Source organism: Pseudomonas sp. Teo4 (assembly GCF_034387475.1).
Taxonomy (GTDB): domain Bacteria; phylum Pseudomonadota; class Gammaproteobacteria; order Pseudomonadales; family Pseudomonadaceae; genus Aquipseudomonas.
Genome location: NZ_JAXCIL010000002.1, coordinates 14,072 through 34,042, shown reverse-complemented (window position 1 = coordinate 34,042; position 19,971 = coordinate 14,072). Strand labels below are relative to the sequence as shown.

The window sequence follows — 19,971 nt, the reverse complement described above, 5'->3', positions numbered from 1 at the left end:
CCTCCCGCATGCCAAACCCGACTAAAGCAGTAGGTCTAATAGTTGACTTAAATGCTCGGGAATCGCATACTCGCTCACATCCTGTAACTCCCGTGGTACCCATTAGCCATGCGACTGACTACCAAAGGCCGATACGCCGTGACCGCCATGCTTGACCTGGCGTTGCACGCGCAGCATGGGCCGGTGTCTTTGGCCGACATTTCCGAGCGCCAGGGCATTTCCCTCTCTTATCTGGAACAGCTGTTCGCCAAGCTGCGCCGCAGCAGCCTGGTTTCCAGCGTGCGCGGTCCGGGCGGCGGCTACCAGCTGTCGCGGGGCATGGAAACCATCCAGGTGGCCCAGGTCATCGATGCGGTCAATGAATCGGTCGATGCCACCCGTTGCCAGGGCCTGGGGGATTGCCATGCCGGCGACACCTGCCTGACCCACCACTTGTGGTGCGACCTCAGCCAGCAGATCCACGAATTCCTCAGTGGCATCAGCCTGGCCGACCTCGTCATGCGCCGAGAGGTGCAGGAAGTCGCCCAGCGCCAGGACCTGCGCCGTGTCGCAGGCCGTTCCGCCCAGCTGGACAAGATTGAGACGTCCGCCGTCGACTGACCTGATAGACCGATAGCGACGAGCGACGCCAACCGCCTGATAGGAGATACCCAATGAAGTTGCCGATCTACCTCGATTACTCCGCGACCACGCCGGTCGATCCACGCGTTGCCCAGAAGATGGCTGATTGCCTGCTGGTCGACGGGAACTTCGGTAACCCGGCGTCGCGCTCCCACGTCTTCGGCTGGAAAGCCGAGGAAGCGGTTGAGAACGGCCGTCGCCAGGTTGCCGAGCTGATCAACGCCGACCCGCGCGAAATCGTCTGGACCAGCGGTGCCACCGAGTCCGACAACCTGGCGCTGAAGGGTGTTGCGCACTTCTATCAGACCAAGGGCAAGCACATCATCACCTCCAAGATCGAGCACAAGGCGGTCCTGGATACCGCTCGCCAGCTCGAGCGTGAAGGCTTCGAAGTCACCTACCTGGAACCGGGCGAAGACGGCATCGTCACCCCGGCCATGGTCGAAGCGGCGCTGCGCGACGACACCATTCTGGTCTCGCTGATGCACGTCAACAACGAAGTTGGCTCGATCAACGACATCGCCGCCATCGGTGAACTGACCCGCTCCCGCGGCGTACTGTTCCACGTTGACGCGGCTCAGTCGGCAGGCAAGGTCGAAATCGACCTGCAGAAGCTGAAAGTCGACCTGATGTCCTTCTCCGCCCACAAGGTCTACGGCCCTAAAGGTATCGGCGCGCTGTACGTCAGCCGCAAGCCGCGTGTGCGTCTGGAAGCGATCATCCACGGTGGTGGCCATGAGCGCGGCATGCGTTCGGGCACGCTGCCGACCCACCAGATTGTCGGCATGGGCGAAGCGTTCGCCATTGCCAAGCAGGAAATGGTTGCTGAAAACGCGCGTATCAAGGCCCTGAGCGACCGCTTCTTCAGCCAGGTCTCCGACCTTGAAGAGCTGTACGTCAACGGCAGCCGCACCGCTCGCGTGCCGCACAACCTGAACCTGAGCTTCAACTACGTCGAAGGCGAGTCGCTGCTGATGTCCCTCAAAGACATCGCCGTATCGTCCGGTTCGGCCTGCACCTCCGCTTCGCTCGAACCGTCCTACGTGCTGCGCGCCCTGGGCCGCAACGACGAGCTGGCGCACAGCTCGATCCGCTTCTCCTTCGGTCGTTTCACCACTGAAGAAGAAGTCGACTACGCCGCGCAGAAAGTCTGCGAAGCGGTAAACAAACTGCGTGAGCTGTCGCCGCTGTGGGACATGTACAAAGACGGCGTTGACATCTCCAAGATCGAGTGGGCCGCCCACTAAGCAGTCGCCGGCAAGAGCGGCTCCCTGATGAGGAAGGAATTGCACCATGGCATACAGTGAAAAGGTCATCGACCACTACGAAAACCCACGCAACGTCGGCAAGATGAATGCCGAAGACCCGGATGTCGGTACCGGCATGGTCGGCGCCCCAGCGTGCGGTGACGTGATGCGTCTGCAGATCAAGGTCAACGAGCAAGGCATCATCGAAGACGCCAAGTTCAAGACTTACGGCTGCGGTTCGGCTATCGCTTCCAGCTCCCTCGCCACCGAGTGGATGAAGGGCAAGACCCTGGACGAAGCCGAAACCATCAAGAACACCCAGCTGGCGGAAGAACTGGCACTGCCGCCGGTCAAGATCCACTGCTCGGTTCTCGCCGAAGACGCCATCAAGGCCGCCGTTCGCGATTACAAGCAGAAGAAAGGCTTGATCTAAGCCGCCTGTTGCAAGGTAAGTAAGGAGTTCCGATGGCTATCAGCATGACAGAAGCCGCCGCCAACCACGTGCGGCGTTCCCTCGAAGGGCGCGGCAAGGGCGAGGGCATCCGCCTGGGCGTGCGCACCACCGGTTGCTCGGGCCTGGCCTACGTGCTGGAGTTCGTCGACGAACTGGCTGACGAGGACCAGGTGTTCGAGAACCACGGCGTCAAGGTGATCATCGATCCCAAGAGCCTGGTCTACCTCGACGGCACCGAGCTGGACTTCGTCAAGGAAGGGTTGAACGAAGGCTTCAAGTTCAACAACCCCAACGTGCGCGGTGAGTGTGGCTGCGGCGAAAGCTTCAACGTCTGAGGCTGGCTGTGGGTACTCCTTGTCATTTCGCTCTGTTTGAACTCCAGCCCTGCTTCCGCTTGGACCTCGATAAGCTGGCCACTCGCTATCGCGAGCTGGCCCGCGAGGTGCATCCGGACCGTTTTGCCGATGCTTCCGAGCGTGAGCAGCGGGTGGCGCTGGAAAAGTCCGCGGCCCTCAACGACGCCTACCAGACCTTGCGCAGCGCGCCGCGCCGAGCACGCTACCTGCTGGCCATCAGCGGCCACGAAGTGCCACAGGAAGTCACGGTCCACGACCCGGACTTCCTGCTGCAGCAGATGCAGTGGCGCGAAGAGCTTGAAGAGCTGCAGGACGAAGCCGACCTCGACGGTGTCGCCGTGTTCAAGAAGCGCCTGAAGGGCGCCCAGGACGCGTTGAACGAAGATTTCGCCGCCTGCTGGGATGTGCCTGCCGAGCGCGACAAGGCCGAACGCCTGATGCGCCGCATGCAATTCCTCGACAAGCTCGCCCAAGAAGTGCGCCAACTGGAAGAGCGCCTCGACGATTAACCCGGTGTCGCCCGTGATGACGCCTAAGGTATTCAGATAAGCATGGCCCTACTGCAGATCGCCGAACCCGGTCAAAGCCCGCAACCGCACCAGCGTCGCCTGGCGGTGGGGATCGACCTGGGTACCACCAATTCTCTGGTCGCTGCCGTGCGCAGCGGTCGCAGCGAGCCCCTGCCCGACGCGCAGGGTAATGTCATTCTGCCTTCCGCTGTGCGCTACCTCGATGGCCGCAGTGAAGTCGGCCTGGCGGCGCGCGAGGCGGCCTCCAGTGACCCGCTGAACACCGTGCTGTCGGTCAAGCGCCTGATGGGGCGCGGCCTGGCGGACGTGAAACAGTTGGGCGAGCAACTGCCTTACCGCTTTGTTGGCGGTGAGTCGCACATGCCGTTCATCGACACGGTACAGGGGCCGAAAAGCCCGGTGGAAGTGTCTGCCGACATCCTCAAGGTGCTGCGTGAGCGCGCAGAAGCCACCTTGGGTGGCGAACTGGTCGGTGCGGTGATCACCGTGCCGGCGTACTTCGATGACGCCCAGCGCCAGGCCACCAAGGATGCCGCCAAGCTGGCCGGCCTGAACGTGCTGCGCTTGCTCAACGAGCCGACTGCCGCAGCCGTGGCTTATGGTCTCGATCAGAATGCCGAAGGCCTGGTAGCTATCTATGACCTGGGTGGCGGCACCTTCGACATTTCCATCCTGCGCCTTACCGCGGGTGTTTTCGAAGTGCTTGCCACCGGCGGCGACACTGCCCTGGGCGGCGATGACTTCGATCACGCCATCGCCGGCTGGATCATCGAACAGGCCGGTCTGTCCGCCGACCTCGACCCGGCCACCCAGCGTCAGTTGCTGCAAAGCGCCTGCGCCGCCAAGGAAGCCCTGACCGACGCCGATGTAGTCAGTGTCAGCCACGGCGCCTGGCAAGGCGAGCTTAGCCGCGCCGCTTTCGAGGCGATGATCGAACCGATGGTCGCCCGCAGCCTCAAGGCTTGCCGTCGTGCCGTGCGTGACAGTGGTGTCGAGCTGGAAGAAGTCGGTGCCGTGGTCATGGTCGGCGGTTCGACCCGTGTCCCGCGTGTACGCGATGCCGTAGGCGCGCTGTTTGGCCGCACGCCGCTGACCTCTATCGACCCAGACCAGGTGGTGGCCATCGGCGCCGCCATCCAGGCCGATACCCTGGCTGGCAACCGCCGTGAAGGTGGCGAACTGCTGCTGCTTGACGTCATCCCGCTGTCCCTGGGCCTTGAGACCATGGGCGGGCTGATGGAGAAGGTGATTCCGCGCAACACCACCATTCCGGTGGCGCGCGCCCAGGAATTCACCACCTATAAAGACGGCCAGTCGGCGATGATGATCCACGTCCTGCAGGGCGAGCGCGAGCTGATCAGCGATTGCCGCTCCCTTGCGCGCTTCGAGCTGCGTGGCATTCCGGCCATGGTTGCTGGTGCGGCGAAAATTCGCGTCACCTTCCAGGTCGACGCCGATGGCCTGCTCAGTGTCGCTGCACGCGAGCTGGGTTCGGGCGTGGAAGCCAGCATCCAGGTCAAGCCGTCCTACGGCCTGACCGATGGCGAGATTGCCCGCATGTTGAAGGATTCCTTCGAACACGCAGGTTCCGACAAGCAGGCCCGTCAGTTGCGCGAGCACCAGGTCGACGGCGAACGTCTGCTTGAAGCGGTGCAGGGCGCCCTGGACGCCGATGGCGATCGCCTGCTCAGCAGCGACGAGCGCGTGGCCATCGAATATCAGATGCAAGAATTGCGTGATTTGCTCAGCGGCACCGATGGCGCGGCCATCGAGCAACAGACCAAGCGTCTGTCGCAGGTGACCGATGCCTTTGCCGCCCGTCGCCTTGATTCGACGGTCAAAGCCGCACTGGCCGGGCGCAACCTGAATGAGATCGAGGAGTAACCGATGCCCCAGGTGATTTTCCTGCCGCACGAGAAGTTCTGCCCGGATGGGCTGGTGGTGGAGGTGGAGCCAGGAACCAACATCCTGGAACTGGCCCACGAGCACCACATCGAGATGGAGAGCGCGTGCGGCGGCGTGTGTGCCTGCACCACCTGTCACTGCATCGTGCGAGAAGGCTTCGACTCGCTTGAAGAGGCCGACGAGCTGGAAGAGGATATGCTGGACAAGGCCTGGGGCCTGGAGGCGCAGTCGCGCCTGGCCTGCCAGGTGATCGTCGGTGAGGAAGACCTCACCATCGAGATCCCAAAATACTCGCTCAACCACGCCGCCGAAGCACCGCACTGAGGTTTTGCGCATGAGTCTGAAATGGATTGATGTACTTGAGATCGCCATCCAGCTTGCGGAAAGCAAGCCGGACGTCGATCCTCGTTATGTGAATTTCGTCGATCTGCACCGTTGGGTGCTGGCATTGCCAGAGTTCAGCGACGATCCGTCACGCGGCGGTGAGAAAGTGCTCGAGGCCATCCAGGCGGCCTGGATCGAAGAAGCCGACTAAGCGTGACGCTGCAGGTTAGGCAATCCCCTGGAACCCGCGTATAATTCGCGGGTTTAATTTTTCGTAACACTCAATATTCTGGAGTTTTCCATGGCTGTTCAACGTACTTTCTCGATCATCAAGCCTGACGCCGTTGCCAAGAACGTTATCGGCAAGATCACCACCCGCTTCGAAGAAGCTGGCCTGAAAATCGTTGCCTCGAAAATCAAGCAACTGTCCAAAGCCGAAGCCGAAGGCTTCTACGCCGAGCACAGCGCTCGTGGCTTCTTCGGTGACCTGGTTGCCTTCATGACTTCCGGTCCGGTCGTCGTTCAGGTTCTGGAAGGCGAAAACGCCATCGCTCTGAACCGTGAGCTGATGGGCGCTACCAACCCTAAAGAAGCTGCTCCAGGCACCATCCGTGCTGACTTCGCCGAGTCGATCGACGCCAACGCCGTTCACGGTTCGGACTCCGAAGCTGCTGCTGCTCGCGAAATCGCTTACTTCTTCGCTGCTACCGAGGTAACCACTCGCTAAGCGAAAGCTTAAGGGTGAAGGTGAATCCATGACGACATCTACCGGCAAAATCAACCTGTTGGGGCTGACCCTGCAGGAAATGGAACAGTTCTTCGACTCGATCGGGGAGAAGCGCTTTCGCGCCGGCCAGGTGATGAAGTGGATTCACCATTTTGGTGTCGACGATTTCGCCGCCATGACCAATGTCGGCAAGGTCCTGCGCGAAAAGCTCGAGGCCGTTGCCGAGATTCGGGGCCCGGAAGTGGTCAGTGAAGACATTTCCGCCGACGGTACCCGCAAGTGGGTGGTCCGCGTTGCCTCTGGCAGCTGTGTCGAGACCGTCTACATCCCTACCGACGACCGCGGCACGCTCTGCGTATCGTCGCAAGCCGGCTGCGCCCTGGATTGCAGTTTCTGCTCCACTGGCAAGCAAGGCTTCAACAGCAACCTCACTGCCGCCGAAGTGATCGGCCAGGTGTGGCTTGCGAACAAATCCTTCGGGACTGTCCCTGCCAAGATCGACCGCGCGATTACCAACGTGGTGATGATGGGCATGGGCGAACCCCTGCTGAATTTCGACAATGTCATCGCCGCCATGAAGATCATGATGGAAGATCTTGGCTATGGCATTTCCAAGCGTCGCGTCACCCTGTCCACCTCGGGCGTGGTGCCAATGATCGACGAATTGGCCAAGCACATCGACGTGTCGCTGGCACTGTCGCTGCACGCGCCGAACGACGAACTGCGCAACCAGCTGGTGCCGATCAACAAGAAGTACCCGCTGAAGATGCTGCTCGAATCGTGCATGGGCTACATGGCCACCTTGGGTGGCAAGCGCGTGCTGACCATCGAGTACACCTTGCTCAAGGACGTCAACGACCAGCCTGAGCATGCCGCGCAGATGATCGAACTGCTGCGCGATGTGCCTTGCAAGATCAACCTGATTCCGTTCAACCCGTTCCCGCATTCGGGTTACGAGCGACCTAGCAACAACGCCATTCGTCGCTTCCAGGACCTGCTGCACCACGGCGGCTTCAATGTCACCACCCGCACCACCCGTGGTGACGATATCGACGCTGCTTGCGGCCAGTTGGTCGGCCAGGTCAACGACCGCACCCGTCGTAGCGAGCGTTATATCGCCGTACGCCAGTTGTCTGCCGACAACGAGCTGCAAGACAGCGCAGTGCGCCACTGATCCTGGGGCCGGTCATGAACCTGCGCGCCGCGCTATCGATGCTGACGCTTGTGCTGCTCGCCGGCTGTGTGTCGGGCGGTGCGGGTGACCCCTTGTCCAATCGCCAAGGGCGAGCGGAGGCTGGGCAGGCATACGTACAGCTCGGGCTCGGGTATTTGCAACAAGGCTTTGCCGAGCAGGCGAAGGCCCCTTTGAGCAAAGCCCTGGCCCTGAACGCCGATGACGCCGACGCCCACGCCGCGCTGGCACTGGTGTTTGAAGCTCAGGGCGAGCCAGCCTTGGCTGAGGCGCATTTTCGCAAAGCCTTGAATGCGGGTGACGGCGACACGCGAATTCGCAACAATTACGGCAGTTTCCTATATGCTCAGCAGCGGTTCGCCGAGGCTGAGCAGATGTTTCGCCTGGCCGGTGCCGATACCTTGTATCCTGAGCGTTCGCGCGTGTACGAGAACCTCGGCCTGACGGCGCTCAGGCTCGACCGTCGCGACCAGGCGCATGAGTATCTGGGCAAGGCCCTGCAACTCAACCCACGGCAACCCAGAGCGTTGCTGGAAATGGCTGAGTTGTCTTACGAAAACAGGCATTATGTGCCGGCCCGGGACTACTACGATCGTTTCAGCCAGTTGAGTGGCCACGACGCCCGCAGCCTGCTGCTGGGCAGCCGCCTTGCCCGCGTGTTCGACGAACGGAACACGCTGGCTGAGTTGGGCGAGCAATTACAACGACTTTATCCCGGTACGCCGGAATATCAGCAATACCTGTCGGAGCAACGATGAAAGCCGCGCATCCCGAAGTAGCAGCAGCGTCTCGCCAGAACCCCGGTGAACTCTTGCGCCAGGCCCGCGAGAACCGGGAATGGTCGCAAGCCGAGGTCGCCCGCAAGCTCAACCTCACGGTCACGTCGCTGAACCATGTGGAAACCGGTGCCTTCGACAAGTTGCCGGGGCATACCTTCGCCCGTGGCTACATCCGTGCGTACGCCAAGTTGATGGGCATGGACCAGGCGCCACTGGTGGAAGCCTTCGACCAGTTCACCGGTACCCACGCGAAGGGCAGTGAAGTGCATTCGCTCGGGCGCATTGAAGAGCCGGTACGCCTTTCGCACAACATCCTGCGTGGTGTCAGCCTGCTGTTGTTGCTGGCCGTGGTTGGCGGCAGCTTCCTGTGGTGGCAGGACCAAGGCAGCCTGCGTGGCAAGGACCTGGCCAAGATCGCGCTGGAGCACGTTGAGGTCGAGAGCGCTGACGGCACCACGCAGATTCACCCGCTGGACGAACCGGAAGACCAGGCGGTAACGGCTGGCGAGCAACCTGAAAGCGCGCCTCTGCCACTGGAACAGGCAGCCGTCGAGGAGTCCGCCCAAGCGGTCAGCGAGCCAGCTACCCCTGCTGTGGCGGCACCTGCCGTGCCGGCCCCAGCCCCGGTTGTTGTACCTGCCCCTGCCCCAGTACAGCAGGCTCCGGTCCCAACCGTGGCTGCCGCTCCGGTCGCTCCTGCCGTACCTGCCACACCCGCGGCGCCTGTTGCCAGCGCACCGGCTGTCACCGCGCCCGCGCCTGCAGAAGTACCGGCCGGTAGCGCCAAGGTAGCCATACAATTCATCGCCGATTGCTGGACTCAAGTCACTGACGGCAACGGCAAGGTGCTGTTCAGCGCCATCAAGCGCAAGGGTGACAGCCTGGAGCTGACCGGCAAGCCGCCGTTCGCGGTGCGACTGGGCTTTGCCCGTGGCGCCCAGGTCAGCTACAACGGCCAGGCCGTCGATGTTGCCCCGTTCACCAGTGGCGAGACCGCTCGCCTGAAGTTGGGACAGTAAGTCATGCACGGCGAATCCCCGATCAAACGTCGCGAATCCCGCAAAATCTGGGTCGGCAATGTGCCGGTGGGTGGTGATGCCCCCATCGCGGTGCAGAGCATGACCAACACCGATACCAACGATGTGGCCGCCACCGTGGCGCAAATCCAGCGCCTGGTCGATGCTGGCGTCGACATCGTGCGCGTCTCGGTCCCGGACATGGACGCCGCCGAAGCGTTCGGCCGCATCAAGCAGCTGGTCAGCGTGCCGCTGGTCGCTGATATCCACTTCGACTACAAGATCGCCCTGCGCGTGGCCGAACTGGGTGTCGATTGCCTGCGTATCAACCCAGGCAACATCGGCCGCGAAGACCGCGTGCGCGCGGTGGTCGATGCTGCACGCGACCGTGGCATCCCGATCCGGATCGGCGTCAACGCCGGCTCCCTGGAAAAGGACCTGCAGAAGAAGTACGGCGAACCGACCCCAGCGGCGCTGGTCGAGTCGGCCCTGCGCCATGTCGAGCACCTCGATCGCCTGGACTTCCAGGACTTCAAGGTCAGCGTCAAGGCTTCCGACGTGTTCATGGCCGTCGAAGCCTACCGCTTGCTGGCCAAGCAGATCATCCAGCCGCTGCACCTGGGCATCACCGAAGCCGGTGGCCTGCGTTCGGGAACGGTGAAATCCGCCGTCGGCATCGGTATGCTGCTGGCCGAAGGCATTGGCGATACCATTCGCATTTCCCTGGCTGCCGACCCGGTCGAGGAAGTGAAGGTCGGTTACGACATTCTCAAGTCGCTGCACCTGCGTTCCCGTGGCATCAACTTCATCGCCTGCCCGAGCTGCTCGCGGCAGAACTTCGATGTGGTCAAGACCATGAACGAGCTGGAAGGGCGCCTGGAAGACCTGCTGGTACCGCTGGACGTCGCGGTGATCGGCTGCGTGGTCAACGGCCCCGGCGAAGCCAAGGAAGCCCACGTCGGGCTGACCGGCGGCACGCCGAACCTGATCTACATCGACGGCAAGCCGGCGCAGAAACTGACCAATGACAACCTGGTCGATGAGCTGGAAAAGCTCATCCGCCAGAAAGCGGCCGAAAAGGTCGAGGCCGACGCGGCGCTGATCGCCCGCGGCTGACACACAGATTCGTAAGGACTTTTCGTGAGCAAATCGCTGCAAGCCATCCGTGGCATGAACGACATCCTGCCAGAGCAGTCGCCGCTGTGGCGCTACTTCGAAGGCACCGTGGCCGGTCTGCTGGACACCTACGGGTACAGCCAGATCCGCACGCCGATCGTCGAGTTCACCGAGCTGTTCAAGCGCTCCATCGGTGAAGTCACCGACATCGTCGAAAAAGAGATGTACACCTTCGAGGACCGCAACGGCGATTCGCTCACCCTGCGTCCCGAAGGCACAGCCGCCTGCGTGCGTGCCGTGCTGGAGCACGGCATCACCGGCAACGGCCAGGTACAGAAACTGTGGTACATCGGCCAGATGTTCCGCCACGAGCGCCCGCAGAAAGGCCGCTACCGCCAGTTCCACCAGATCGGCGTTGAGGTGTTCAACCTCAATGGCCCGGACATCGACGCCGAGCTGATCATGCTCACCTGGCGCCTGTGGAGCCAGCTGGGCATCCAGGACGCGGTCAAGCTGGAGCTCAACAGCCTGGGTACCAGCGAAGCCCGTGCGCGTTACCGCGATGCCCTGGTCGAGTTCCTCAGCGCGCGCCTGGACCAGCTCGACGAAGACAGCCAGCGTCGCCTGAAGAGCAACCCGCTGCGCATCCTCGACAGCAAGGACCAGAACACCCAGGCGGTGCTGGTCGACGCGCCGAAGCTGGAAGACTACCTGGACGAGGAGTCCCGCGTGCACTTCGAGGGCCTGAAGGCCCGCCTGGACGCCGCCGGCATTCCGTTCGTGATCAACACCAAGCTGGTGCGTGGCCTGGACTACTACAGCAAGACCGTGTTCGAGTGGGTCACCGACAAGCTCGGCGCCCAGGGCACCGTCTGCGCCGGTGGCCGCTACGATGGCCTGGTCGAGCAGATGGGTGGCAAGCCGACCCCAGGCGTTGGTTTCGCCATGGGTATCGAGCGTCTTATCCTGCTGCTGGAAACCCTCGGCAAGGTGCCTGAGTCCATCAGCCGCCAGGTCGACGTCTACCTGTGCGCCTTTGGCGAGCAGGCCGAATTGGCCGGCCTGAAACTGTCCGAAGGCCTGCGCGATCGCTTGCCGGGTCTGCGTCTGGCGGTCAACGCCGGAGGCGGCAGCTTCAAGAGCCAGTTCAAGAAAGCCGACAAGAGCGGCGCGCTGTTCGCCCTGATTCTTGGCGACGACGAGCTGGCCAAGCAAGAGATCGGCGTTAAGCCCCTGCGTGGTCAGGGCGATCAACAGAACATTGCCTGGGATGCTCTGGCTGAGCACCTGGAAACCGCGATCGCACAGGCGTAACGCGGTTCAATAAGCGAATAGGCGAAAAGGAGTATTGGGGTGTCGAGTACCGATGATGATGACCTGGCAGGGGTCAAGGACTGGTGGAACCGTAACGGCAAGCCGCTGCTGACCGGTGCCCTGCTGGCCGGTGTGGTGGTGTTGGGCTGGAATACCTGGCACAAGTACCAGAACAACCAGTCGCAAGGTGCCTCGGCGCTTTACCAGGCTCTGCTGGAAACCAGCCTGACGCCAAGCGGCCAGCCAGATGCAACCAAGGTTGCGGAACTGTCCGGGAAGCTCAAGAACGAGTTTGGCGGTACCGCCTATGCCCAGTACGGCAGCCTGTTCGTGGCCAAGGTCGCGGTCGAGAGCGGCAAGCTCGACGACGCTGCTGCTGAACTCAAAGGCGTGATGGACAAGCCGGCTGACGCCACCCTGGGTGAAATCGCTCGCCAGCGTCTGGCACGCGTGCTCGCCGCCCAGGATAAGGCCGAGGAAGCCCTCAAGCTGCTCGACGGTGACGCCGACAAGGCGTTTCTGGCCAGCCGCGAAGAGTTGAAAGGCGACCTGCTGGTGCAGTTGGGTCGTGCCGACGATGCTCATGGCGCCTACGAAAAAGCCAAGGCCGCGCTGTCCGATGACGCCGCGGTCGGTGGCCTGCAATTGAAGCTGGATGACCTGGCCAAAGGGGACGCCTGACGTGATCGGTTGGAAACAAGCAGCAGTGCTGACCCTGGCCGTGCTGGCCGCGGGTTGCAGCAGCAACAGCAAGAAGGAACTGCCTCCGGCCGAGCTGACCAAGTTCACCGAGGAAGTGGTGCTGAAGAAGCAGTGGAGCCGTTCGATCGGTGACGGCCAGGGCGAGTCATACAACACCCTGGTACCGGCCATCGAGAACGATCGCATCTACGCCTCCGACGTCAACGGCGAAGTGTTCGCCCTCGACCGCATCACCGGCGACGTGGTGTGGAAGAAGGACCTGGAGCTGCCGGTTTCCGGTGCGGTCGGCGTAGGCTATGGCCTGGTCATGCTGGGCACGCTCAAAGGCGAAGTCATCGCCCTGGACTCCAGCACCGGTGAGGAGCGCTGGCGCTCCCGCGTCACCAGTGAAGTGCTGGCGCCGCCAGCCAACAACGGCGACGTGGTAGTAGTGCAGACCCAGGACGACCGTCTGATCGGCCTGGATGCCGCGACTGGCGACCGCCGCTGGATCTACGAAAACACCCCGGCCGTACTGACCCTGCGTGGCACCGGTGCGCCGATCGTGACCAACCGTCTGGCCGTTGCCGGCCTGTCCACCGGCAAGGTCATCGCGGTAGACATCAGCAACGGCGTACCAGTGTGGGAGAGCCGTGTGGCGATCCCGCAAGGTCGTTCCGAGCTGGACCGCGTGGTAGACATCGACGGCGGCCTGCTGCTGTCCGGTGGTACCCTGTACGTCAGCACCTACCAGGGCCGCGTAGCGGGCCTGGACCTGGAAAGCGGCCGCGTGCTGTGGCAGCGCGATGCCTCCAGCTACGTGGGTGTCTCCCAGGGCTTCGGTAACGTCTACGTCAGCGAAGCTTCGGGTACCGTCGAAAGCGTCGACGAGCGCTCTTCCAGCGCACTGTGGACCAACGACTCCATGGCCCGCCGTCAACTGACGGCACCGGAAGTGTTCTCCAGCTATGTAGCGGTAGGTGACTTCGAAGGTTACCTGCACCTGCTCAGCCAGGTTGACGGCCGTTTCGTCGGCCGCGAGCGAATCGACAGCGATGGCCTGCGCGCCCGTCCCCTGGTGGTCGGCGACACCATCTACGTCTTCGGCAACAGCGGCAAGCTCGAGGCACTGACCATCCGCTGAAGCTATGCTCAAGACCGCTACAGGTCTTGAGTTGCGGCGTAGGACACGCCGCCCGAACTCCGGCCGCTGCCTTGCAGCGGCCTTTGCATTTTCAAGAATTCAAGAGTGGAGAGCCGCATGGTTCCCGTAATCGCCCTGGTGGGACGGCCGAACGTCGGCAAATCCACCATGTTCAACCGCCTGACCAAGACCCGCGATGCCATCGTCGGTGACCTGTCGGGCCTGACCCGTGACCGCCAGTATGGTGATGCCAGCTGGCAGGGTCGTTCCTACATCCTGATCGACACCGGCGGTATCACCGGTGACGAAGTGGGCATGGACGAGAAGATGGCCGAGCAGTCGCTGATGGCCATCGAGGAAGCCGACTACGTCCTGTTCCTGGTCGATGCCCGCGCGGGCATGACCGCCGCCGACCAGATGATCGCCGAGCACCTGCGCAAGCGGAACAAGTCGGCCATCCTGGTCGCCAACAAGATCGACAACATCGACGCCGACGTCGCTCGCGCCGAGTTCTCGCCGCTGGGCATGGGCAACGCCATTCCGGTGGCCGGCTCCCAGGGCCGCGGTATCAACGCGCTGATGGAAGCAGTGCTGGGTCATATTCCTCGTGACGCTGAGGAAGAAGCCCTCGACCAGGAAGTTGCCGAAGGCGAGGAAGCGGTACGCATCCCTGGCCCGAGCGAGAAAGATGGCATCAAGATCGCCATCATCGGTCGCCCTAACGTCGGCAAATCGACCCTGGTCAACCGCATGCTCGGTGAAGAGCGCGTGGTGGTGTACGACCAGCCGGGCACTACCCGCGACAGTATCTACATCCCGTTCGAGCGCGATTACGAGAAGTACACCTTCATCGACACCGCCGGCGTGCGCAAGCGCGGCAAGATCCACGAGGAAGTCGAGAAGTTCTCGGTGGTGAAGACGCTGCAGGCGATCAAGGACGCCAACGTGGTGATCTTCGTCATGGACGCACGCGAAGGCGTGGTGGACCACGACCTGAACCTGCTGGGCTTCGCCCTGGAAGCCGGCCGCGCCATCGTCATCGCCCTGAACAAGTGGGATGGCATGGAGCCGGGTGAGCGCGACTACGTGAAGACCGAGCTGGAGCGCCGGCTGTTCTTCGTCGACTTCGCCGACATCCACTTCATCTCCGCATTGCACGGCACCGGCGTGGGCCACCTGTACAAGTCGGTGCAGGCTGCGTTCAAATCGGCAGTTACCCGCTGGCCGACCAGCCGTCTGACCCAGATCCTCGAAGATGCCGTCAGCGAGCACCAACCGCCTCTGGTCAACGGTCGCCGCATCAAGCTGCGCTATGCCCACCTTGGTGGTGCCAACCCGCCGCTGATCGTGATCCACGGCAACCAGACCGAGAAGATTCCGAAGTCGTACTCGCGTTATCTGGAAAACACCTACCGCCGCGTGCTCAAGCTGGTCGGTACGCCGATCCGCATCGAGTACAAGGGCGGTGAGAACCCGTACGAGGGCAAGAAGAATACCCTCACCGACCGCCAGGTCAACAAGAAGCGCCGCTTGATGTCGCACCACAAGAAGGCCGAGAAGAAGCGTCGCGACAAGCGCTGATTCCGTGCTGCCCCTATCGCCGGCAAGCCGGCTCCCACAGGTCATGCACACGCCTTGAGGCTGTGCGGTATCTGTGGGAGCCGGCTTGCCGGCGATAGGGCCCTTTGACCCAGCGCAATACCCCCATTGTTTCATCCTTTTTCCTGACCGCTCGATCCGCTATGCTCGGACTCCACCCCCGTGCCGGATACACCCCAGGAAAGAGGGCTTCATGATCCGCAGCAAACTGCCGAATGTCGGCACGACCATCTTCACCACCATGTCCCAGCTGGCGTCGCAGACCGGCGCGCTGAACCTTTCGCAGGGTTTTCCAGATTTCAATGGCCCTCAGGCGCTGTTGGATGCGGTAGGCCAGCATGTGACGGCAGGGCACAATCAGTATTCTCCAATGACCGGTCTGCCGGCCCTGCGTCAGCAGGTGGCCGCCAAGATCGAGCGCCTGTACGGTGCCAAGGTCGATGTCGACCAGGAAGTGACCATCACCCCGGGTGCCACAGAGGCCATCTTCTGCGCCATCCAGGCCGTGATCCAGGCAGGCGACGAGGTCATCGTCTTCGACCCGTGCTACGACAGCTATGAGCCATCAGTCGCCCTGGCCGGCGGCCGTTGCGTACACGTTCAGCTCGGTAACGGTGATTTTCGCATCGACTGGCAGAAGTTCAGCGACGCCCTGAGCCCGCGCACGCGGATGGTCATCCTCAACTCGCCACACAACCCCAGCGGTGCGCTGATCAGCCGTGAGGATCTCGACCAACTGGCCAGGCTGATCGCCGGGCGTGATATCTACCTGATCAGCGATGAAGTCTACGAACACCTGGTGTACGACGGCGTACAGCACGCCAGTGTGCTGGCCCATGCCGAACTCTACAGCCGCGCATTCGTGGTCAGCTCGTTCGGCAAGACCTACCACGTCACTGGCTGGAAGACCGGTTATGTAATTGCCCCGCCGGCCTTGAGCGCCGAGCTGCGCAAGGTGCATCAGTACGTCAACTTCTGTGGTGTGACGCCCTTGCAGTGTGCCCTGGCCGATTTCATGGCCGCACACCCTGAGCATGTCGATGAACTACCTGGCTTCTATCAGGCCAAGCGCGACCTGTTCTGCGACCTGCTGCAAGGCTCGCGCTTCACCTTTACCCGCACGGCGGGCACGTATTTCCAACTGGTGGACTACTCGCAGATCCGCCCGGACCTGAATGACGTCGACATGGCCTTGTGGCTGACCCGCGAGCATGGCGTGGCGACCATTCCGGTGTCGGTGTTCTACCAGCAACCCATCCCCGAGCAACGCCTGGTTCGCCTGTGCTTTGCCAAACGAGAGGAGACGCTGCGTCAGGCAGCGGAAAAACTATGCGCGATCTGAGTGCACTGCCAAACCTTAAAGTCGCCTTGGTGCAGACCACGCTGGCCTGGCACGACCGCGAAGCCAACTATGCGCACTTCGAGGAATTGTTGAGCCAGGTCGGTGAAGTGGACCTGGTGATCCTGCCAGAGATGTTCACTACCGGCTTTTCGATGGAGTCCGAAACCTTGGCCGAGCCCGAGAACGGCCCGACCTACAAGTGGCTCAAGGCCCAGGCGAAAAAGCACAATGCGGTGATCACCGGCAGCCTGATCATCCAAGCCGCCGACGGCAGCCACCGCAACCGTCTGCTGTGGGCGCGCCCGGATGGCGAAATCATGCATTACGACAAACGCCACCTGTTCCGCATGGCAGGCGAACACAAGCATTTCACCCCGGGTGAGCGTCAGGTGCAGTTCGAGCTCAAAGGTTGGCGGGTGCGCCCGCTGATCTGCTACGACCTGCGCTTCCCGGTGTGGAGCCGTGATGCCCAGGACACCGACCTGTTGCTGTACACCGCCAATTGGCCGGCGGCCCGTCGTCTGCACTGGAACCGCCTGTTGCCTGCGCGGGGCATCGAGAACCTGTGCTATGTGGCTGCGGTGAACCGGGTGGGTACTGACGGTAAAGGTTTCGCCTATTCAGGTGACAGCCAGGTGCTGGACTTCCAGGGCGAGAGCCTGCTCAGTGCGGGCGAGGCGGATGGCGTGTTTACGGCAGTACTGAGTGCGGCGGACCTGGCGGCCTACCGCACCCGGTTCCCGGCGAACCTGGATGCCGACACCTTCGAATTGCACTGATCAGCAGTAACTATCTGTGTTGCGCTGGCCTCAGGTGCGACGCTGTACCTGTGGGAGCCGACTTGCCGGCGATGAAGGCTACGAGGTGCATGGCACCGGCTTCGCCGGTGATCGCCGGCAAGCCGGCTCCCACAGGGATCGCGCCAGCTTTTAGAAATTGAGCAAGGCAGTTGCTCCTACAGGTTTCAATTGCAGGAGCCGGCTTCCCGGCGATGGGGCCGGTGGCGACTATCTCAACCCCTGATCAGTACACATCCCGCCGATACCGCCCATCCTCGATCAGTTGCTGCACGGCCTCTTCCCCGAGGATGCCATTGAGCGCGGCATCAACCCCCGCAGCCATCCCCAGCAGGCTGCCGCAGACATACACACAGGCACCTTCGGCAACCCAGCGTTTGAACTCGTCGGCCTGTTGCAGCAACACATCCTGCACGTACACCTTCTCGGCCTGATCCCGCGAGAACGCCAGGTCCAGTCGCGCCAGGTCGCCGTTGTCGAGCCAGCCTTGCAGCTCATCGCCACACAGCATGTCGTGGGCACGGTTGCGTTCGCCGAACAGCAACCAGTTGCGCTGCTCGCCGGTATTGATGCGTGCCTTGAGCAGACTGCGCAGGCCCGCCAGGCCAGTGCCGTTGCCAATCAGAATCATCGGTGCCGGCGCCTCAGGCAGGTGGAACCCGCTGTTGCGACGCAGGCGCAGATTCAGGGTGCCGCCCAGCGGCAGGTACTCGGTCAGCCAGCCGGAACCCAGCCCCAGGTTGCCATCGGGGTGACGTTCCTGGCGTACGATCAGCTCCAGTTCGCCGTCGCTGGCAATCGAGGCGATGGAATACTCGCGGCTGCCAATCGGTGCCAAGGCATCCACCACGGCCTGGGCGTGAAGGCCAAGCAGGTGGCTGCGGTGGGTCGGCAACTGGCGGTTGGCCAAGGCCTGGGCCAGGGTCTCGTCGAGGCCTCCCAAACGGACCATGGTGCTGGCATCCAGGCCCAGACCGTTCAGGAATGCGTTGATCTGCGGCTGACCATTAAGGGGCAGCACCTCGACCAGATCGCCTGCCTGCCAGTCTGCCGGGTGTTCTGGTCGCAACCCAAGCAGGTAGACCGGCTGCCCCTGGCTGCCTGGGTTGAGCAGGTCGCGGCGGGTCAAGCTCCAGTTGTCGAAGCTGGGTGCCTGCCAGGTGGCGACGGGCTTGGCCCCGGTGAGGGTCGCCAGTTCCTGTTGCCAGTGCTGCAGCGCCACCTGGTCGGCATTGTCCACTTCAACAGGGCTGAAGGCACTGCTGGCGCCGCGCTCGCTGAGCCAGGCCTGCAAGCGCCGGGCAAAACCACAGAAATGCGGATACTGGCGATCTCCCAGTGCCAGCACGGCATAGTTGAGGTTGTTCAATGCCCAGGGTTGGCCGAGCACCTTGCGCTCGAAGACGCGGGCGCTGTCAGGCGCTTCGCCATCACCGAAGGTACTGACCACGAACAGCGCACGGCGCGCCTCGCGCAGGTCGTTTTCCTTCAGGTCGGCCAGTGGACGCACTTGCACAGGCAGGCCGGCAGCCTGCAATTGCCCGGCGCTCTGCCAGGCCAGCTGCTCGGCAAAGCCGCTCTGGCTGGCGAAACCGATCAGCCAGTTATCGCCATTGCTGGTCGTGTTGGCGACAGTGCCACGTGCAGCACGGACCTGGCGCTTCTTGCGGCGACGGTCAAGGTAAAGCAGCCAGCCGGTGACGAAGAACAGTGGCATGGTCAGACTGGCGATCGTGACGATGATTCGCCCGGTCAGACCGAAGTAACTGCCTACGTGCAGCGCGTAGACGCTTTGCAGCAGCTGCGCCTTGAACGACTTGTCATCGTAGCGTTCCACACGCTTGAACTGGCCGCTGGCCGGGTCCAGGGTGACGGTGTTGAAGGCTCGCTCATGTGGGGCATTGTCGAGCAGGTAGAACAGCGTGGCGGGTTGGTTGCCGGCCGGGGGCAGGCGCAGGTTGTAGGTGGTCAGGCTTGGGCCTGCAGCGTCCTTGAGGTTGCTCCAGATGGCGTCGTAGTCGACCACCAGCGGCGGTGCGTTCTTGTCGACTTTCTGCGGGCCATGGCGCCCGCCGCGGCCTTCGCCACGTTTGTGCTGTTCGCCAGCCGCCGGAGTGTCAGCCAGCAACTTGTTCAGCCCCTCGCGGTACCAGTCGTAAGACCAGAACAGGCCGGTGAGGGCGAACAGAAGATAGAACAACAGGCACCAGGTACCGGCCACCGCGTGCAGGTCCCAGTTGAACGCACGGCCCTTCTTGGCCCAGTCGAAGGTCAGCCAGACCCGCCAGTTCAGTGCCTTGCGCGGCCAGCGCAGGTACAGCCCGGACAGGCAGAAGAACACCAGCATCAGGGTGCAGGCACCGGTGATCTGCCCGCCGGTCTCGCCCATGGCCAGAAAACGGTGCAGTTGCAGCATCAGGTTGAAGAAGTCTTGCCCGGCCACTTCACCTTTGAGTTCACCGGTGTAGGGGTCGGCATAGCGCAGTTCACCACGGCGCTCGCCCGGGGCAGGGGTGAAGAAGATGCGTGCGGCATTGCCTTCGCGGGTGTCGACCCACAGCATCGAGACCTTGTCGCCTTGTGCCGCCTCGACTCGCTTGACCAGCTCTGCAGGCGGCAGCACGCCTTCCTGGCGCACCTCGACCTTGAGCACGTCGGCGTTGAACAGGCGCAGCAGCTCTTCCTGGAACGAGTACACCGCACCGGTGATGCCCATCAAAGCCAGCACCAGGCCGGCGGTGATGCCAAAGAACCAGTGCAATTGGAACAGCGACTTCTTCAACACATCGATCACCATGTAATGCCGCGCAGGGCCGGGCGGCGTGAA

General features: G+C 62.5%; 20 protein-coding genes. 19 read left to right on the top strand and 1 reads right to left on the bottom strand.

Going from position 1 to position 19,971, the window contains the following annotated elements:
* Nucleotides 1-108 precede the first annotated feature (108 nt).
* The 19 genes from iscR to PspTeo4_RS16470 all read left to right on the top strand — a co-directional run bounded on the left by iscR (nucleotide 109) and on the right by PspTeo4_RS16470 (nucleotide 17,126).
* Complete coding sequence (gene iscR, locus PspTeo4_RS16560; RefSeq protein ID WP_042111731.1) at nucleotides 109-600, top strand: Fe-S cluster assembly transcriptional regulator IscR; 492 nt, start codon at nucleotides 109-111, stop codon at nucleotides 598-600.
* A gap of 53 nt (nucleotides 601-653) precedes the next feature.
* Complete coding sequence (locus tag PspTeo4_RS16555) at nucleotides 654-1,868, top strand: IscS subfamily cysteine desulfurase (protein WP_322364916.1); 1,215 nt, start codon at nucleotides 654-656, stop codon at nucleotides 1,866-1,868.
* 46 nt (nucleotides 1,869-1,914) lie between these two features.
* On the top strand, nucleotides 1,915-2,301 hold the full coding sequence (gene iscU / locus PspTeo4_RS16550; protein ID WP_007929523.1) for a Fe-S cluster assembly scaffold IscU: 387 nt from the start codon (nucleotides 1,915-1,917) through the stop codon (nucleotides 2,299-2,301).
* 32 nt (nucleotides 2,302-2,333) lie between these two features.
* On the top strand, nucleotides 2,334-2,657 hold the full coding sequence (gene iscA / locus PspTeo4_RS16545) for an iron-sulfur cluster assembly protein IscA (RefSeq protein WP_003257854.1): 324 nt from the start codon (nucleotides 2,334-2,336) through the stop codon (nucleotides 2,655-2,657).
* An 8-nt stretch (nucleotides 2,658-2,665) separates the two neighbouring features.
* On the top strand, nucleotides 2,666-3,187 hold the full coding sequence (gene hscB / locus PspTeo4_RS16540; protein WP_322364915.1) for a co-chaperone HscB: 522 nt from the start codon (nucleotides 2,666-2,668) through the stop codon (nucleotides 3,185-3,187).
* 42 nt (nucleotides 3,188-3,229) lie between these two features.
* A complete protein-coding gene (gene hscA / locus PspTeo4_RS16535; RefSeq protein ID WP_322364914.1) occupies nucleotides 3,230-5,092 on the top strand; it encodes a Fe-S protein assembly chaperone HscA in 1,863 nt (620 codons plus the stop codon).
* Nucleotides 5,093-5,095: 3 nt separating this feature from the next.
* A complete protein-coding gene (fdx, locus tag PspTeo4_RS16530) occupies nucleotides 5,096-5,437 on the top strand; it encodes an ISC system 2Fe-2S type ferredoxin (protein ID WP_043208095.1) in 342 nt (113 codons plus the stop codon).
* A gap of 10 nt (nucleotides 5,438-5,447) precedes the next feature.
* Nucleotides 5,448-5,648, top strand: a complete 201-nt coding sequence (iscX, locus tag PspTeo4_RS16525; RefSeq protein ID WP_023382209.1) for a Fe-S cluster assembly protein IscX — start codon at nucleotides 5,448-5,450, stop codon at nucleotides 5,646-5,648.
* Between the two features lie 90 nt (nucleotides 5,649-5,738).
* Entirely contained in the window at nucleotides 5,739-6,164 is a 426-nt protein-coding gene (gene ndk, locus PspTeo4_RS16520; protein WP_011532343.1) for a nucleoside-diphosphate kinase, read from the top strand.
* 28 nt (nucleotides 6,165-6,192) lie between these two features.
* Nucleotides 6,193-7,338, top strand: a complete 1,146-nt coding sequence (gene rlmN / locus PspTeo4_RS16515) for a 23S rRNA (adenine(2503)-C(2))-methyltransferase RlmN (protein WP_322364912.1) — start codon at nucleotides 6,193-6,195, stop codon at nucleotides 7,336-7,338.
* 14 nt (nucleotides 7,339-7,352) lie between these two features.
* Nucleotides 7,353-8,114 carry a type IV pilus biogenesis/stability protein PilW gene (gene pilW / locus PspTeo4_RS16510; protein ID WP_322364911.1) on the top strand — a complete coding sequence of 254 codons (762 nt, stop codon included), beginning with the start codon at nucleotides 7,353-7,355 and terminating at the stop codon, nucleotides 8,112-8,114.
* Nucleotides 8,111-9,154, top strand: coding sequence for a RodZ family helix-turn-helix domain-containing protein (locus PspTeo4_RS16505; protein ID WP_322364910.1), 1,044 nt, complete (start codon nucleotides 8,111-8,113; stop codon nucleotides 9,152-9,154). The genes pilW and PspTeo4_RS16505 overlap by 4 nt, the downstream gene beginning before the upstream one ends.
* A 3-nt stretch (nucleotides 9,155-9,157) precedes the next feature.
* Nucleotides 9,158-10,267, top strand: coding sequence for a flavodoxin-dependent (E)-4-hydroxy-3-methylbut-2-enyl-diphosphate synthase (gene ispG / locus PspTeo4_RS16500; protein ID WP_322364909.1), 1,110 nt, complete (start codon nucleotides 9,158-9,160; stop codon nucleotides 10,265-10,267).
* A gap of 24 nt (nucleotides 10,268-10,291) precedes the next feature.
* Nucleotides 10,292-11,581 carry a histidine--tRNA ligase gene (gene hisS, locus PspTeo4_RS16495; protein WP_322364908.1) on the top strand — a complete coding sequence of 430 codons (1,290 nt, stop codon included), beginning with the start codon at nucleotides 10,292-10,294 and terminating at the stop codon, nucleotides 11,579-11,581.
* Nucleotides 11,582-11,620: 39 nt separating this feature from the next.
* Nucleotides 11,621-12,262, top strand: a complete 642-nt coding sequence (locus PspTeo4_RS16490; RefSeq protein ID WP_322364907.1) for a tetratricopeptide repeat protein — start codon at nucleotides 11,621-11,623, stop codon at nucleotides 12,260-12,262.
* Between the two features lies 1 nt (nucleotide 12,263).
* A complete protein-coding gene (gene bamB, locus PspTeo4_RS16485; protein ID WP_322364906.1) occupies nucleotides 12,264-13,406 on the top strand; it encodes an outer membrane protein assembly factor BamB in 1,143 nt (380 codons plus the stop codon).
* Nucleotides 13,407-13,523: 117 nt separating this feature from the next.
* Nucleotides 13,524-14,987 (top strand): ribosome biogenesis GTPase Der, encoded by a 1,464-nt coding sequence (gene der, locus PspTeo4_RS16480; protein ID WP_322364905.1) that lies wholly within the window; start codon nucleotides 13,524-13,526, stop codon nucleotides 14,985-14,987.
* A 211-nt stretch (nucleotides 14,988-15,198) separates the two neighbouring features.
* Nucleotides 15,199-16,347 carry a pyridoxal phosphate-dependent aminotransferase gene (locus tag PspTeo4_RS16475; protein ID WP_322364904.1) on the top strand — a complete coding sequence of 383 codons (1,149 nt, stop codon included), beginning with the start codon at nucleotides 15,199-15,201 and terminating at the stop codon, nucleotides 16,345-16,347.
* Nucleotides 16,335-17,126 (top strand): amidohydrolase, encoded by a 792-nt coding sequence (locus PspTeo4_RS16470; protein WP_322364903.1) that lies wholly within the window; start codon nucleotides 16,335-16,337, stop codon nucleotides 17,124-17,126. Before PspTeo4_RS16475 ends, PspTeo4_RS16470 begins: the two co-directional genes overlap by 13 nt.
* Before the next feature lie 244 nt (nucleotides 17,127-17,370).
* Here the strand turns inward: PspTeo4_RS16470 and PspTeo4_RS16465 are convergent, their stop codons facing one another.
* Nucleotides 17,371-19,929, bottom strand: a complete 2,559-nt coding sequence (locus PspTeo4_RS16465) for a sulfite reductase flavoprotein subunit alpha (RefSeq protein WP_322366876.1) — start codon at nucleotides 19,927-19,929, stop codon at nucleotides 17,371-17,373.
* Between the last annotated feature and the right edge of the window lie 42 nt (nucleotides 19,930-19,971).

Coding starts and splice junctions, on each gene's coding strand:
- iscR (WP_042111731.1), top strand. CDS start 109: ATGCGACTGACTACCAAAGGCCGATACGCCGTGACCGCCATGCTTGAC.
- PspTeo4_RS16475 (WP_322364904.1), top strand. CDS start 15,199: ATGATCCGCAGCAAACTGCCGAATGTCGGCACGACCATCTTCACCACC.
- iscX (WP_023382209.1), top strand. CDS start 5,448: ATGAGTCTGAAATGGATTGATGTACTTGAGATCGCCATCCAGCTTGCG.
- pilW (WP_322364911.1), top strand. CDS start 7,353: ATGAACCTGCGCGCCGCGCTATCGATGCTGACGCTTGTGCTGCTCGCC.
- rlmN (WP_322364912.1), top strand. CDS start 6,193: ATGACGACATCTACCGGCAAAATCAACCTGTTGGGGCTGACCCTGCAG.
- PspTeo4_RS16505 (WP_322364910.1), top strand. CDS start 8,111: ATGAAAGCCGCGCATCCCGAAGTAGCAGCAGCGTCTCGCCAGAACCCC.
- iscU (WP_007929523.1), top strand. CDS start 1,915: ATGGCATACAGTGAAAAGGTCATCGACCACTACGAAAACCCACGCAAC.
- ispG (WP_322364909.1), top strand. CDS start 9,158: ATGCACGGCGAATCCCCGATCAAACGTCGCGAATCCCGCAAAATCTGG.
- hscA (WP_322364914.1), top strand. CDS start 3,230: ATGGCCCTACTGCAGATCGCCGAACCCGGTCAAAGCCCGCAACCGCAC.
- ndk (WP_011532343.1), top strand. CDS start 5,739: ATGGCTGTTCAACGTACTTTCTCGATCATCAAGCCTGACGCCGTTGCC.
- iscA (WP_003257854.1), top strand. CDS start 2,334: ATGGCTATCAGCATGACAGAAGCCGCCGCCAACCACGTGCGGCGTTCC.
- fdx (WP_043208095.1), top strand. CDS start 5,096: ATGCCCCAGGTGATTTTCCTGCCGCACGAGAAGTTCTGCCCGGATGGG.
- PspTeo4_RS16555 (WP_322364916.1), top strand. CDS start 654: ATGAAGTTGCCGATCTACCTCGATTACTCCGCGACCACGCCGGTCGAT.
- der (WP_322364905.1), top strand. CDS start 13,524: ATGGTTCCCGTAATCGCCCTGGTGGGACGGCCGAACGTCGGCAAATCC.
- PspTeo4_RS16470 (WP_322364903.1), top strand. CDS start 16,335: ATGCGCGATCTGAGTGCACTGCCAAACCTTAAAGTCGCCTTGGTGCAG.